General features: G+C 33.8%; 14 protein-coding genes. All 14 read right to left on the bottom strand.

The window, feature by feature from the left end; all coding sequences use genetic code 11:
• Positions 1–260: 260 nt before the first annotated feature.
• Positions 261–521 (bottom strand): CRISPR-associated endonuclease Cas2, encoded by a 261-nt coding sequence (gene cas2 / locus N2Z58_08160; GenBank protein ID MCX7654632.1) that lies wholly within the window; start codon positions 519–521, stop codon positions 261–263.
• A gap of 17 nt (positions 522–538) precedes the next feature.
• Positions 539–1,528, bottom strand: a complete 990-nt coding sequence (cas1b, locus tag N2Z58_08155; protein ID MCX7654631.1) for a type I-B CRISPR-associated endonuclease Cas1b — start codon at positions 1,526–1,528, stop codon at positions 539–541.
• Between the two features lie 34 nt (positions 1,529–1,562).
• A complete protein-coding gene (gene cas4 / locus N2Z58_08150) occupies positions 1,563–2,072 on the bottom strand; it encodes a CRISPR-associated protein Cas4 (protein MCX7654630.1) in 510 nt (169 codons plus the stop codon).
• The gene (gene cas3, locus N2Z58_08145) at positions 2,066–4,474 is read right to left on the bottom strand and encodes a CRISPR-associated helicase Cas3' (protein ID MCX7654629.1); all 2,409 of its coding nucleotides are present in this window, start codon (positions 4,472–4,474) and stop codon (positions 2,066–2,068) included. Before cas3 ends, cas4 begins: the two co-directional genes overlap by 7 nt.
• 48 nt (positions 4,475–4,522) lie before the next feature.
• Entirely contained in the window at positions 4,523–5,254 is a 732-nt protein-coding gene (gene cas5b / locus N2Z58_08140; GenBank protein MCX7654628.1) for a type I-B CRISPR-associated protein Cas5b, read from the bottom strand.
• Positions 5,255–5,266: 12 nt separating this feature from the next.
• Positions 5,267–6,196, bottom strand: a complete 930-nt coding sequence (gene cas7b, locus N2Z58_08135; protein MCX7654627.1) for a type I-B CRISPR-associated protein Cas7/Csh2 — start codon at positions 6,194–6,196, stop codon at positions 5,267–5,269.
• Positions 6,197–6,238: 42 nt separating this feature from the next.
• Positions 6,239–8,143, bottom strand: coding sequence for a TIGR02556 family CRISPR-associated protein (locus tag N2Z58_08130; protein MCX7654626.1), 1,905 nt, complete (start codon positions 8,141–8,143; stop codon positions 6,239–6,241).
• Positions 8,144–8,157: 14 nt separating this feature from the next.
• Positions 8,158–8,907 (bottom strand): CRISPR-associated endoribonuclease Cas6, encoded by a 750-nt coding sequence (cas6, locus tag N2Z58_08125; GenBank protein ID MCX7654625.1) that lies wholly within the window; start codon positions 8,905–8,907, stop codon positions 8,158–8,160.
• Positions 8,908–9,820: 913 nt separating this feature from the next.
• Positions 9,821–9,994, bottom strand: a complete 174-nt coding sequence (locus N2Z58_08120; protein MCX7654624.1) for a hypothetical protein — start codon at positions 9,992–9,994, stop codon at positions 9,821–9,823.
• A 569-nt stretch (positions 9,995–10,563) separates the two neighbouring features.
• Complete coding sequence (gene aglA / locus N2Z58_08115) at positions 10,564–11,985, bottom strand: alpha-glucosidase AglA (protein MCX7654623.1); 1,422 nt, start codon at positions 11,983–11,985, stop codon at positions 10,564–10,566.
• Between the two features lie 50 nt (positions 11,986–12,035).
• Positions 12,036–12,926 (bottom strand): glycosidase, encoded by an 891-nt coding sequence (locus tag N2Z58_08110; protein MCX7654622.1) that lies wholly within the window; start codon positions 12,924–12,926, stop codon positions 12,036–12,038.
• Between the two features lie 17 nt (positions 12,927–12,943).
• Entirely contained in the window at positions 12,944–13,768 is an 825-nt protein-coding gene (locus tag N2Z58_08105) for a carbohydrate ABC transporter permease (protein ID MCX7654621.1), read from the bottom strand.
• Positions 13,765–14,649, bottom strand: a complete 885-nt coding sequence (locus N2Z58_08100; GenBank protein ID MCX7654620.1) for a sugar ABC transporter permease — start codon at positions 14,647–14,649, stop codon at positions 13,765–13,767. The genes N2Z58_08105 and N2Z58_08100 overlap by 4 nt, the downstream gene beginning before the upstream one ends.
• Positions 14,650–14,684: 35 nt before the next feature.
• Entirely contained in the window at positions 14,685–15,935 is a 1,251-nt protein-coding gene (locus N2Z58_08095) for an extracellular solute-binding protein (protein MCX7654619.1), read from the bottom strand.
• Between the last annotated feature and the right edge of the window lie 20 nt (positions 15,936–15,955).

The raw sequence follows: 15,955 nt of genomic DNA, 5'->3' as shown, positions 1-15,955 counted from the left end.
GTTTCAATCCCTCATAGTTACGCTACAAACTAGTTGTTAAAATTATTTTAATACCATGGATATTTGTGGATTTTAACTTTCTTAAATTACAACATCTTTTGAGAGTTTTTTATATTATACAAAAAAGTTGTTTAATTTGTCAACCCTGAAAAATGGTTGTGATTAAAATATCTCTTAATGAAAATACAATTTGCACCTTTTTCACAAACTTCCACATCACCATATATTTTATCCTTATTACCAGTTTGGCATTTGTTTTATTAAATTAAAATGTCAATTTTTTTATTTTGTCCAAGGTGTTGTTTTTCAACTTGTTGAATCTGTGAGAATACATAGAATAATACAGAATCTTCCTCTTCGTTTATTGCTTTTCTGACTTCACTTTTAAGTTTTTCAAACTTACTAACTGTTAATTCGCCTTCAAGTAAAGAGTTTTGTATCCAGTTTAGATACTTCCTTGCTATTTTGAGAATTTTTGATACACGCTTTTCATTCACATCGTAAGCCATTATTATATACATTAACTTCACATCTCCCGTTAGGTCCTTATGTAAGGATTATATTCTTGGTCATCTATTATGTGTTTTTCCAATTTGTATAGTTCCATCCTTATAATTGTCCTATAACTTACATTTCTTTTCAGTTTTTTGGAATACACCGTTGTTTCAAGCCTGTTGTCAAATTCTTGCACGAATGTTTTCTTGCCTTTTTCATTCAAAAAAATTCCATTCGTATCTTTGAGAAAATCTTTCTTTGTTATCTGCTTTTTGTTTATCAGCGTAAATATTAGCCTATCTACTATAACTGGTTTGAATATCTCCGCAATATCGAGATTTAATGTAAATCTCCTGTGGTTGTTTGTATGCAGGTAACCTATTCTTGGATCAAGATGTGTTTGATAAATTTGCGATAATACTGCAGTGTAGAGTAACGAATTTCCAAAGGAAATAAGGGCATTTAGTTCGTTTTCTGGAGGTCTTTTTGTTCTTTTTTCCATTATGAATTCCTCAGATTTTATTATTTTTTCAAAACTTCCATAATATGCTTCCCTTAGATTCGCTTCTATTCCCATTAGTTCCTCAATGTCTTTAGCTCCGTCAATTTTTTTGGTTAGTTCTTCTATCCCATCTGCTATGTCTGTTAGTCCAGGATCTTTGTCTTTATTATCTATTATATTTCTAATTATGTTTTTTGCAGCACCAAATACAATTTTTTTGGCTATCTTGAGACGTTCTTCGTAATTTAAATATTTCTCAACTTGTTTTAATAAGAGAAATGATGAATTGTAATGCTCTCTTGGGTAGTAACTTCCTGAGTAGTAACCATAATAATTATAAATGTGTAATATTATGTTTTTCTCTGTTAAGAATTCAAGTATCCTTTTGTTGAAGTCAATTTCCCCGAATATGTGTATTTCCTGTATGTTCTCTACAGGAATGTATTTTCTTTCCCCACTTTCGTTTGCAATTGATATTGTGTTGTTTTTTCTCTCAAGAACACCGCTTGAAAATATGTAAATGGAGTTCATACTACTCACCTCTGAATTATTTTATCAGAAAAGCTCATTCAGTCCAACAAAATTTTTCGTAAGCACATTTTGTACACGCACTTTGCCTGATCTGCTGCGGTGGTCTTGGCAGTTCTATCAGTTCTTTTACTTCAATGACTAATTTATTTATTTGCTGTATGGATTCGTCCGTAAGCTCGACTTTGATTCTTTTTCTTTCTTTGGGTATCAGTAATTCTGCCGAGAATTCAACGCCTTTTTGCTTTAGTATGTAGCAGTAGTACAAAAGTTGTAGTTTGGCCTCTTTTAATCTTTTGCTTGAAGATTTAATTTCTCCTATAATTTTTGTTTTTTTGTTCTCGTAGAATAGGTCAATTTTAACAGATGGCATAACTATCTGTTCATGTTTATATCTTGAGTATGTTTCTTCATGGATAAGTCTGCCAAGTTCCAAATATATGTTGTTTTGTTCTCCTTCTATACCATGAGCAATCAGCCAAGCTTCTCTTTGACATACAAGATAGGAATACAACCAGTTTGGTTGAATTTCAATTTTGTCTACCATATTACCTGCTCCTTAAGTTCGTTATCTATATATTTGAAGCCAGTGTTTAAATCGTAATATGCTTCTAGACTTTCTTTATTTATGAACCGAAGTTTTTCGTAGTTTTCTATAGCCGGGGGTAGATTTTTTAAGGCACGAGATACATTTATATGTATCATTCTTTCTTCTATTTTTCTTTTGTATAGTGTGCACATTCCAGCACGTTTTTCTTTGTCGTTCTCGCTTAGTATTTCTTTGAATTTCAAGAATATTTCTTCATCCTCAGGTTCCTTTGAAACAAATATCGAGACTTTGGGTTCGTCCTTGATAAGTGTGTATTCGCTCAACGATTTTTCTCCATCTTTTGCTTGAAATTTTAGTTCCAAGAAGCTTTCCCAGAATTCTTGTGACTCCCTACTTTTAGTAGCTCTATCTCTGACAAGGTTGAAGTAGCATCTTGTTAAATCGATATAGTTTTTTTCAATTATTATTCCTTGTTGTTTATATTGTTTGATTACTTCTTTCGCAACTTCAATTAATGTAGCACCGTAGACTTTCTTGGCTGAATCCTCTTTGGTGTTGATCAAGTACATTTTGGACCTTTCTTTATTTCCGTTTCTGTTGCACCTCCCGGCTATTTGGATTATTGAATGAATAGGTCCCAATTCTCTGACAACTACATCAAAATCTAAATCCACTCCCGCCTCAACAACCTGGGTAGAAACCAATACCAATGGCTGCTGCTCTTTTAGTTTTGTTTTGATTTGTTGAATTCTTACTAATCTGTCTTTAGGAGTTATGTTTGTTGATAAATACATCACTTCTTGTTCTTCAGATGATATGATTCTGTATTTCTCTATAGAATCTGTTATGGTATTGCAAATAACTAATACACTCTTTTTTCTTTCATTACATCTTATTTCTTTCCAAATTTCTTCGAAGGTTTTCTTTTTTGAATACTCCGTGAGGTCTATAATCTCTGTTCTGTCGAGTTTTTTGAACATTATTTCAAAATTTTTGTTCAGTTCAATTGACTTGTCCTCGAGTATCATCGGTTGAGTAGCAGTCATTAAGATGAAGGTGGTGTGAAGTTTTCTGGTTAACAGATCCATGAATTTTTCAACTAGTAACCAGTGTTCTGCGGGAATTGTTTGTACCTCGTCAAGTATTACTATACTAGCTGATAGTTTATAAAACTTTTTCATTAGTCTGTTTTTGTAACCAATTATGGTGTGTAAGAGTTGCCAAAATGTTGTTACTATTATTTCACTCTCCCAGGTTTCTATGAATAATTGCATTTTATCATATTTTTCGTAATCTATCTGGTCATCTGCAGAAATTTCTTCCAGTTCTGCTAAGTAATAGTGTGCTGCAAGGTATGATTCTTTGTACTCATGGTAATCTGGTAACTGTGCTAAGATTTCCTCAATAATTGAAAGGTTTTGTTCTATTATTGAGATGTATGGTAGAGAGTAAATGATCCGTGGAGTATAACCTACCTCCTTTTGAATTCTTGATCTTAACTTTAGTGCAGCACTTAAAGCTGTTAGAGTTTTTCCTGCACCTGTTGGTGCCGTGAGTGTAATTACACCACCGTATAGTTTTTCTAATGGCTGATTTTCTATTGTACTTAAGACTTCTTTTCTAAGTGTTACTCTGGTTTCTAACATACGGTTATTAGTATTTGTCAGTTTTTCTGTGTATTTTTCAACTATAACCTCAGGTATGTATTTTCTTTCACTCTTTGGTAATATAGCTGCATCCTTTTTGTCTGAATCTATTAAAATAGAGTAGAGTAGTTGGGTTTTTAAAGCAATGTCTTCTTTTACTTGTTCATCTTCATCTTCAAAACGTAGTAACTTTTTTCTCAGATTTTGAATAGTCTCTATTGCTTTTGTTTTTGAAAAGTACTCTTTTTTCAGTTCTATGCCTAAAGCGTTGTATTCTTTTTGTATTTTTTCAAAATTTTTGAGTATATCGTCAAATTGTTGGAATAATGTATTCAGTCTTTCGTAGTGAAGTATATCGAGATTTTTTATGCTTTCTTCCAGTTCTTCGTCTGCTTTAATACGCGGAACTTCATCGTCCGCACTAAGTAAGTTCGAGTGATGTGAAAGTACCGCCATAAAAGCTGGTAAAATTAGATATTCGGTTTCGTAATTATCTATGAGGTATGAAGCTAATGTTATAGAAGAAAGATAAGAATGTTTTGATAGCTTTGAGAAAGACGATTTACCTTGGAGTTTTTCCTGGAAGTAAGTGGTGTATTTTCCAAAATCATGAAAGTAAGCTATCAGCTTGGAAATTTCCTTTAATATTTGTTTATCTTGGATATCTATTTCTTCAAAAGTTTTAACAGAATATTCTGCTACGTTCTTTAAATGTTCTATGAGTCTCTGACCAGGACGTGCAAGGTATTCCATAATCTTCACCTCTTAAAAAATTCCCGGGCATACCCGGGAATTCTGGACTCACATGGGCACAATGCTTTTTCCCAAGTCTTTTACAAGATAAGAATTGGTTGATAAAGTTGTGTGAATCGTAGTGCCATCTGGACTAAAAATGTAATCTTTCACTTTTCTCAGCTTTCGTTCTTTTGTGAACTCGACAGGCATTCTATCTTTATAAATACTTTTGTTTTTTTGCATGATTTTTGCAATGTTAGATATTGAGTCAGAAGGGATAACACTAGCAATCTCTACTTCTTTATCGCTCGAGAGCGTATCCACTTCAAACTCACCGATGTATTTGGCAACAGCTGGCAGTTCTGACAATCCCATGTACAACGGATATCTGTATTTTTCTTGCTCAAGTGTTCTTTTTAATTCCTGGTAGATTTCCATGCTTTGATGGTAAAAGTAGATTCTGTAGACAACATCTTCTTCAAATTTAATAGGTAAAACAAACTCCAATGGTATTTGTGTACCACCTGAAATGCCGTTTAAGTCCGATGGAGATTTAACAAATAAGTAATTCACAACCTGTATTTTTTTTCTAAGTGGGTTAACTATTTCAACAGCTATTTTTGCACTTTCGTCAAACAACTCATAATAGCTATCTTTCTGATACCCTAAGAAAGCTGCTACCATCCCAGCTAACGTTGTTTTCGGCGGAAAAAAGTATGAAAGTGATGACGAATTGGTGTAAAACTTCCGAAAGTGCGCCATTTTGGAAGATATTTCAAATACAATAACTCTATCCATTTTTACCATCCTTTAAATGTTAAATTGTTCTATTTTTTCCTGTTGAGAGTTTTCCAAGTTCAACTTTAATCCCTTAGCCTTGTTTTTAAATTCATCATCTAACCATATATAGATTTTCTCAATATTATCATGTTCAAAAAGTTTTGATAATTCTGACAAGTCAATTTCGATGTCTTCAAAGCTGGCAGGATTATACGATGTTTTTGGCTGAACTTTTACTAACTTCCTTAGATCACCGAAAAATGTTTCGCTATCTTTCCACTCAATTCTGACGTACAACCTTGGAGTTTGTCCTATTTTACTTCTTGTTGTGGTTTGGAGCTTAAATGCTTTTATAACGTCTTTGTCGAAATTTTTCATATCTTCATCTGTTAAATTTGTTTCTTTTGCCCGCCAGGCACTCACTATACCATAAAATCCTATGAACGAGTATTTTATTCGCCAGTCTTTACCCATAGTACCGTAGTTTGATTCTCTTCCAGCAAGCTGCGAAGTTATGGTTGAGGAATGTAATATTTCAGTAGGATGTAAAGAATAACCCCATGTAAACTGTACCGGACCAGTTAAACTAATTGATTCCAAATTAGATACTTCTCGTCCTTCCAATTTCAGAGGTATTGTTGCACCAAAATACTTAATATCGATAAATTTTTCGGTAATTTTTTTTATGCCCTCTTCTTTTGTTTTAGCATCTTTTAAAACATCTTGAACTTTCTCTGTAGCAGTAACCACCCTACCTTCTTGTTTTGAAACAAATACTTCAAGACTCTTGTTAATCCAATAGTCACGTATGTATCTTTTCAATCTCACGTCGCTAACCAGATTCCTTTGTGTATCGTAATCGTACCTCGGTTTGTTTTCATCGTCTGGATCACCGTTAGGGTTTGTTAACATAGCGTCGTAAAGGAAGAGAATTTCCGAGTTTTTTCTTAATGGCTCCATCGTAAAAATCCCCCTTTCAGTCCTCTTGGATGTCTTTTTTGTTTAATTCATCATTTTTTTCGAATTTATTTTGATTTTCATGGTTCGATATGCATACCCAGACTTGATCCAATAGACATTTTCTTGTGGAGATAACGTCCAATCTCTATCGTTTTTATCCAAATACTTTTTGGCAAAAGCATAGATAAGCTCCGTATACTTGTTTAGCACTTTGTACTGTTTTAATTTCTCAAATATTTCGTTACTTAATATCTTTATTTTCGACTGTGGCATGCCGTAGTAATTTAGTTTTTCTAAGACAACTTTCTTTCCATCGCCTTTACTTTCTTGTACTCTTGCAATTTCAGATAGCAAAACGCCAAGTAAGAACAAACCGGTTTTTTGTTCATCAAGTTTGAGTTCTTCTACATAATTCCTTAAGTCAGAATCGATGTTGTCAAGTTCCTCATAAGCCATTTTCTCATCACCTCCATGTAGCACATCGATCTGGCATGCGTATAGTAAAAATTGATTTGACGCTAATATGTGGTAAATAACCTTCCAAGTAGGTTCTATCCTAGGTTTTAGATGATAGTAGTTGTTGTACTTTTCGTAGTAATAAATGGTGACAACCTCTAGGAAAAGTTTGGCTAATTCTCTCTCGCTAAGCGGTTTTTTAGTCAATATTGAATCGTATATTTCGAGAATAATGTTGGGTAAATCTCTTCTAACTGGAAATAGATAGAATATTCTATCAAAATCCAGTTCGCCTATATCAGCTGTTTTTAGTGTGTCGTTAATAGGATCTCCAAAAATGAGGTTGATAAATTTTTCATATACTGATCTTCTTTTTGATATAATTTCTTCTATTCTGGATGGTGGGACATCCATGATAAGCTTTTTTATTTTTACTGCAGCATTCTGTTCTTCAGCAAACACAAAATTTATTGCAAATGCTTCGGTCCCAATTTTTTCTTCCAAGGCTTCACGATATTCCTTCCATTTATCAACACTGTTAAGAGCTTGGACCGTACGAATTGTTCTTTCGGCACGTTTTACTAGTACGCTGATCGATGGAATTGTGGATATGTCGTAAAACTCTGGAATCACGTAGCAGGTGTACGAAACATTTGCAAATTTTGTCCTAAGATAATTTTTCAAAAATCTTTCACCTGCACCAAATGATTTGAAACATTCATCACATAATGCAAAATTTTTATAAAAACCTTCCTTATTTATGCCTGAAGCAAAGTTTATTTTGTCTGTGATGAAGAATTTCAACTCAAATGTCGAGAAATCTTTGGTTAGTTCACTCTCTTTACCACATCCGTGGCAAACACCAAATTTACTCTTCTCAAATGCTTTTTCTGTAAACTCTTCAAGCAACATATCTTTGTATTCTTTAAATTGTACTAAACTCTTATCTTCGTAAAATACCGTATACAAAAGCTTTGAAGTAAATTTTTTTGAAATTGAAAGCTTATTAGCGATGTATTTGCTTAATAAGTCACCCATATCTTCTACGTTGTCTTTTTCTTCCCACTCATTTTTCAATTCTTGGTCAATATCTTCAATCAAAGATATATCAATTACTCTTATAGTTTTACCTTTTTTTCTTTTCTGACAAGTAAACTTGTCAATTATATCCTTTAAAATCTCTTTCAGTTCGCCATTTTCGATTCTCTCGTAAGCATTGAAAATTGAATCTACAAATATCTTTGTTATGTCATTTGAAGTAAGTCTGGTTTGTGGAAGAGTACCTTTGCAATTTCCCACCCACAAGTATTTTTCACATTTTGATTGATCAAACTCCTCAGGTACGATTTTTATTATCTTATCTTTTGGATGAAAAACTATCCTCACTATCTTCGATTTATCAGTTTCATTTTTTTCCAAAATTACCTTAGATTTTAAATAATCACCTGAACCTATTATTGTCTTACCTATTTCTAAAATACCACTAAGCATGTTTGACACCCCCGTCAACTCAAAAACTTCCATCTGTCTTTACTCACTATACAACCAAATCCCTGTGAGTTTTTAGACCCGAGTCCACAATTAAGGGCAAATTTTATTAGTTCTGGTTCTCCTGTTAACAAAAAGTCCGTTTTCCATCCTTCAATAATCGTTCCTTTATACTTTATTACTGCTTTTTTAGCAGATACTCCAACATGCTTTATTGTTATATTACCCTTTGGCTGTTGTTTATAAAATGCAATGTATTTTCTATACATATTCTCCACAAGCTTTTCTTCCATCCTCACATCATCTGGAGAGTAGTATTTAGTAAACTTTTTACCATTTTCATTTTCAAAAGTTGAGTACATTGTCACAGGCGAGACTGTTCGGACTACTAAATTATCACTTACAGGATCATCCCAGACTTCTATTCTGGCAACACAAACTTTTTGATTTAGTATAATTAAATTATCTTGTTTTATAAAGTTTTCTACTAAGTACTCCATAAATCTGTCTTCAACACAACTTATTATGAATCGAGCGGAATTACTATAAATAAGTTCATTCGTCTCTTTTAAAGATAGAAAGTCTCCATACAACGAAGAAAAACTAAACAGCTTGTACGTCCTTTTTTCGTGTTTGTATCCAATATCATGAAGAAACCTGGAATAATTCTCGTCATTTAACCAACGAAGCAAAACCGCCTGTAAGATGTGGTTGTAATTTCTTGGGATTTTCAATTTGTCAAATTCAATATAAACACACAATTGCATAAAGCAGTACCCTCCTCAATATTTTCCAAATGAATCTTTGTCATATTGCATGCCATATTATATGACTGACAAAAAATTGAGTTTTCTGACAGATTTTTAGAAGAGAATCAAAAGATGGTGACAAGTTTAACATTTACAGTGATTGTATTGTGCTTTTTCTTAAATTGCTTCAAAAAACGTGTCACTGAACAGTTTGAAAATGTTAAATAAGTTAAGAACCTATTTTAATTTTACTCATAAACAAACTGAAAAGCAATATCTTTGTGTTTTTTTCGAAAATTAAATTATAATTTAACTAAATATTAATAATGTCCTTGATAAATTAAACAAATGTCAGACAAAAAAGAATTGAAAAGAAAAGTTGTAACACTTAGCGGCACTATCAAATTTTACAAGGTATGTTAAAAAATATTTACTCATTTTTGTGCAAGACAATTCAACTGCATTCCAAACTAGTTGACCATTTCATCATTAATATCAATTATTTTGTTTTGATTTTTCTTAGTTTTGACACTGCCAACTTCATCTATCAAATTGTCAGTGCATGGAGAGTTCTAAATACTTAATACTATATTAAGAGAATCATTTATCTGTTCTAATTCGAACGGTTTTATGGATTTGTCAAGCAAGATTTTAAAGCAATTATGATCACTATTATTTATTTATTTAATCTGTACAATGCATGGCAAGATTGAGTAAGAAGGAAACACCTTTTTCTCCTTTTTTTAACTGAGACATTTGATCAATAGTTAGATTAGGGGGTTTTTCAGTTTCATTCCTATGAAAAACTTATTAGAGACAGTACTACCGATATCACCAAGGATATTAGAAGTTGTACAACAATGTTTGTCTTTTCAACTTTTAAAACCCCTTTCATATAACCTGTTGAAGTACGCCAGCGTATACTTTACCGTCAAAATCTCTTGGAAACCGCATCGTAAAGGTATTCGTCTTTTACGAATGAGAAAATTTTACCTTTCAGTAGGTTGTTTATGTTAAACATGGCTGTAGAATCTTCAAGTTCGGGTTTTGATTTTGCAGTTATGTCTATTTTGTTATCTTTTTCATCAAAGAAAACTTTGACCATGGCTTCACCTCTTAATCTTTCACAGATCTTTCTGTAAGATTAACATCAGGAGTGCGAAAGTCTATCTGGGATAATCCAAATTCTTTTGTGTACATTTCGTAATATGACATGATTAATTCTATCAGTTTATCTCTACTTTTTGTGCAAAGGTACCAACAATTGTTTTGCTTTTTAAAAGTGTTTAAACTATAACTTTTGGTTTTCCGTTTCAGCTTCTATTTTCTCCTTTATGTTTGTGCTACAGATAAAGAGTAATGATCTTCCAGCTTTTTGAAGCGTAAGAAATTTAAATTTTCCCAATAAGAGTAATGATAAGTCAGGAAAGGAATATAAAAATCGGTGCAATGAAAACAGACCACATCCCAAGTTTCATACTTCACAACTTTATAAGGATTTTAATGAAATAAAATCGGTGAGGATTTTTATAACCTTGGCGCTAGTTTTTTTCTCGTATTTTATCATTAAGTTGGGTATTTTAATGAGAAAAAAGCATAGACTTTTTCTATAGTGTCTAAAAATAAAAAATACTGCCTGAGGCGATATGCTCAGGCAGTATTTTCCTCATCAGGTTATTCGTTTTCTGTTATCTTCTTCATTTCTTGTAAAACAAATGGATATAGTTCATCTATTAGTTTTTTAACTTGTTCTGAGTTCTTTGTTCTCCAGTCACGTTCAAGTATATCGGCAATTAATCTTGTATCTTGATTTAAGAATGCTTCAAGTGCTTGTTTAGCAAGTAAAGTGCGAGGTTTTATATACCAATTGATAACTCTTTCAGGAAGTTCTGTTTTTTCATATTCAAATTTTTCGCCATTTATCCAAGCGCATATTTCTACTGCAATATCATCATCAATACCTTTTATTTTCCCTTTGTTTAGAACATTAACGACAAATCTTCTTCTTGTTCCATTAACTATACTATCTATAAAAGGTACGTGTTGCTCACCACTTAATTTACTACTATCAAGTAATTCATCAACCATACTTTTCCACTCTTCGCTCAACCCTGGAATATTATTTACTGAATTTTTTATGTTTTCGAATTTTACTCCATCTTCTATGGCTCGGGCAAATTGTGAGATTATATCTACAACAGCATTTAATTGTGTGACATACCATTTCCAACCAAGTTCTGAGTCCGCTCCTCCCCAGGGTTCACCATACCATTTTATTTTCGTTTCGAGGTTTCTGTGATATTTCCATGTAGAGTTTCTCACTGTATCACCTATAGGGAATAGACCATAGAATTCATACATGTCCCACGCCACAGGAGCAAGCTGATCTTCGAAAGGTGTTGATGGCTTGTGTTTTGCTTTGTTTCTATTTTTTTCGATCTCCGGATAAAGATCTTTACCATCCTTTGTTGTGAATTTTGTAAGCCAAATTCCATGGTTTACACCTGCTACTTGCCATTCATATTCTTTAATACCTATAAGCTCTGCAATGTTTTCAACGCTATAGTGTCCGTGGCAAAAACCTACCATTTTCACAGAAGTTTGTGTTGATACAAGAGTTGTTCCCTCGAGTACAGGATTCGCCGCTTGGAGATACCACGCATTTGGTGAAAGTTTTTCAATAGTTCTCGCAATCTTCAAAAATAATGAAAATTGATTCCAGTTTGTTAAATTAAGATAGTCTGATACAAAATTGTAATTCTGGGCGTCTATACCCCTGTAGTAACCGTGTTTTTCACCGATTTCTCTTACTTTATCAAGGTAGCTGTGTCCGCCTGCCATAGCAGTGTTAATTACAAAATCAGCACCTTCAATTGCTTTGCTTAATTCTTTTGTTGTTTCTATTTTCAAATTTGCTTCGAAAACCCTTGAGAGTTCATTAGCAAGGATATAAACATTTCTTAACCTATTTTCATCGATATCCATTAATACAACGTGTGAGCCATTAAGTTTCTGGATTTTGCATAAGTCTGAGATGATTCTCATAGAAAAAACTGCACTACCAGCACCAACTATTCCTATCTTTAAATTGTCCACTAAATTTCCCCCTTTCTGAGAAAATGTCTAAAGCAATTATATCAGATTTTTTATGATGACTTACACCACTCCATAACTTCGTCAACACTTATTGTAGCAAGAGCTATATAGTTGTCTGCAGCGCCGTAGTAAACGTAATATTGACCTTTGTATTCAACCATTGCATCGCTGAACACAACGTTAGGTACACCACCGAAGACTTCCCATTCTTCTTCTGGTTCAAGTATCGGACTTTCGCTTCTTTTCAACACTTTTGTTGGATCTTTCAAATCAAGCAACAAGAATCCAAGTCTGTATATAGGTCTTGGTGCATCTTCAACACCGTGATAAAGTAAGAGCCAACCATATGGTGTTTTTATTGGCGGAGCACCAGCCCCTATTTTAAGGTTATCCCAGTAACCTTGTCTTGGACCTGCAATTTTTACATATTCGCCCCAGTTAACTAAGTCATCAGAGTATGCAAACCATATATCAGGGGGAAATCTGTGGATCATAACATACTTACCATTTATTTTTTCTGGAAATAAAGCGGCATCTTTGTTGTCAATTTCGTCTTTTATCACTATTCCATATCTTTCCCACGTAATGAAATTCTTGGTCGATGCCATCGCAACTCTTGGACCTTTTGGAGAATATGCAGTATAGAGCATATAATATTTATCACCTATCTTTGTAATCCTGGGATCTTCCACACCGTATAATTCATCTTGAGAAGCTGGTGAGAAAACAGGCTTTTCCAGTCGATTGAAGTGTACACCATCTGTACTTACGGCGTAGCCAATCCTTGAAACCATATCTTGACCTTGCGCCCTGTAAAGTAAATGAAATAACTCTCCATCGTAAACTACCGCACAATTAAAAACAAACTTATCTTCCCAAATATGCCCAGAAACAGGTGCAAGTAAAGGATTTAGTGGATGTCTCCTAAGCTTTAACTCCATGCACAAACTCCTCCTTCCTATTTTAATGACATTGATATGCCTTGTAAGAAATACTCTCTTAACACAAGAAAGATTAAAACCATAGGGATAGTTTGTATAACAGCACCAGCTAACACAGGTCCAACATAACTTGCATACTCATGGTTAAATGATGCAAGTAGGACTGAAAGTGGCATTCTGTCGTAATCTTTCATTACCATAAGTGGCCATAAGAAATTATCCCAAGTACCAATAAAGGTAAACATCCCAACTATTGAAGCCGTTGATTTACTTAATGGTACCATTATTCTAAAGATGATCCAAAAATTGTTTGCTCCATCTATTTTTGCTGCATCTATGTAATCTTTTGGTATAGTTTTGAAAGCTTGTGCGAACATGAATATGCCCCAAGAACTTGTCAAAGATGGAACTATAAGTGCTTGATAAGTATTTAGCCATCCAAGGTTTCTTATTAGAATAAACATCGGTATCATGAACATAAATCCTGGGAAAAGCATCTGATAAATCAAGAAATTGAAAAGATATTTACCTGCTTTAAAATCTATTTTTGATACGACATATCCTAATATAGCTGATGTGACTACGACAGAGAAAGTAACTGTCGATGTAACAAAAAGACTATTTAGAAAAGCTCTAACAAACGGTCTGTGGAATTTGTTCGCCATAAAGAAAATGAATTCATAGTGTTCAAGCGTAAGTTTTTTCGGTAAAAATGTTGTATATATATCCTCGGCTGGTTTGAACGATGATAAGACAAGCCACAAATATGGATAAATCCAAACTAAAGCGAGACCTAATAGTACAAATGTGACAATTAATGAAATAATTCGTTCTTTCTTCATACGAAAACCACTTCTTTCTCAAAAATTTTTCTTATAAGCATCACGAGTCCATAACTTACTAACGCAGTTACTATAGCTACAGTTGTTGCGTAAGATGGATCAATTCGCTTGAACGCCGTATCGTACATGTAAATCAAGAAGGTAGTCGTTCTTTGCATAGGTCCTCCACCAGTAATCATGTATGGCTCGGTAAAGATACCAAATGTAAGTGTAACAGCAAGAACAGTAACTGTTATTAACGATGGATTGAGTAACGGCAATGTAATTTTCCAAAATATAGTTCTCTTGTTAGCTCCATCAAGCTGGGCTGCTTCATAAATTGATTGAGGTATAGAAAGAAGACCAGCATAAATGATTAGTCCATAGTATCCTATGAATTTCCAGGTTATAATCAAGCATATTGAAAAAACTGCCAGCTGAGGATTACTAAACCACGGTATTGTGAAACCAAATAAAGCATCTACAAGCCTGTTTATTGGTCCATTTACAGAGAACAAATTTGAAAATAGTAGTGAATAAGCAACTCCTGATGAAACATTCGCAACAAGAAAACTGAGCATGATAAATGTTTTACCAAATCTTACTTTTGTCAGTGCTATGGCGAAAAGTAGTGAAGCAAATAATACCATCGGTATTAGGTACGCAAGGAAGTTCAAAGTGTTAAGGGCTATCCGTATGACTAAGCTATCGGTAAATATACGAAAGAAGTTATTTAAAAATACAAATTTTGGTTCTGAAAAGTAGTTCCACTTTGTAAATGCCAAGACTACCATCCAAATAAACGGATAGCCCCAAAAAATAGCAGTGTAAGCTAAGTAAGGAAATATAACAGAATAACCAAACATTCTTTCTTTCTTTCCAAGTTTTGAACAATTTGACATGTTTTCACGTCCAATCTACGTTGATAAATGAGTTCCTAGAAAAGCAATTTGTTTATTTCTTTCACCGCCTTGTCAAGGATGTCAAGAGGTTTACCTCTCAAATACATTAAGGGTTCTATGAGTTGTGTTGTCATAGCTTGTTGAATATCGATAGTTTTGTCTATTAAAGCTGGAGGTACTGCATATGGAACAAATTCGCAATATGCTTTGAAAAATTTGTCCTCCATGTATTTTGAAAATAGAGGATTTGTAGTTAAGTCTTCTCTTGCAGGAGGCATTTTGGTCTTTTCTATCCATAATGCATCGTTCTGTGCGTTAGAGAATACCCAAGATATGAATTCAAAAGCTTCTTTTTTGTACTTTGACGTTGAATAAATGACTAATCCCTTTGAGTCAGCGAAAGTGTAAATTGGTTTATCCTTCGGATAGTTATCAGGAACAGGTGGAGCAGAGAACCAAATTTCAGGTACAACCTTTGGGAATGTTTCTTTCGCCCAATTAACTTCCCAAGGACCTGTAATTTTGCCAAGTATTACTCCTTTGTAAAATGGGTTATCTCCTAGTTCCACAGCAGTGTATTTCTTTTCAAACATTGTATAGATGAACTGCACTATCTGTTTTCCGAAATCATCACCAAAATTGACCCTTCTTTTTGATACATCAATATATGGCTTACCTCCAGAAGCGGCATAGTAATAAGTGATAAAATCGAACCATCTGTCCCACCAGTTTCGTCCCACAACTACTTGCATTGTGAATTTTGTCTTACCATCTGCAAATTTCTTACTAAGCTCGTAAATATCACTGTAAGTTCTCGGTGGGTTGTTGTAACCAAGTTTCTTAAGTAAGTCTCCTCTCCACCAAAATAGCATAGGATTGGAATAAATTGGGAAAACATAGTACCTGCCTTTGATTTTCCAACCTTCAATAATATTTTTCATTTTTCTTGTTTCCACAAGTTTTTGAAAATCTGCTCCAAAGCTATCCAACGGATAAATAGCTCCAATATCCGCAAGCTGAGCCGCAAAACCACTGAATATGTTTTCCGAAAAGTCTGGAGCATTTCCAGCTGCAATAGCTGTAAGTATAGCTTCTTCAGAACTACCAGCAGCAGGTATAGTTTGCACCTTAATTTGTATATCCGGTCTCATCTTGTTCCATTGTGTCACGACGGTTTTCCAAAACTCTTCCTGTAATGGATTTGGAGCGGTCCAAAAAACAAGTTCAACAGCCAAAGCCAATCCTACTAACATACCAAACACCAAAACTGTCAAAACTTTTCTCATAACAATCCCTCCTCTTCAGA

The organism is Fervidobacterium sp. (genome assembly GCA_026419195.1).
Taxonomy (GTDB): Bacteria; Thermotogota; Thermotogae; order Thermotogales; family Fervidobacteriaceae; genus Fervidobacterium.
The sequence above is the reverse complement of the archived record's forward strand: the minus strand, read 5'-3'. Positions and strand labels throughout refer to the sequence as shown.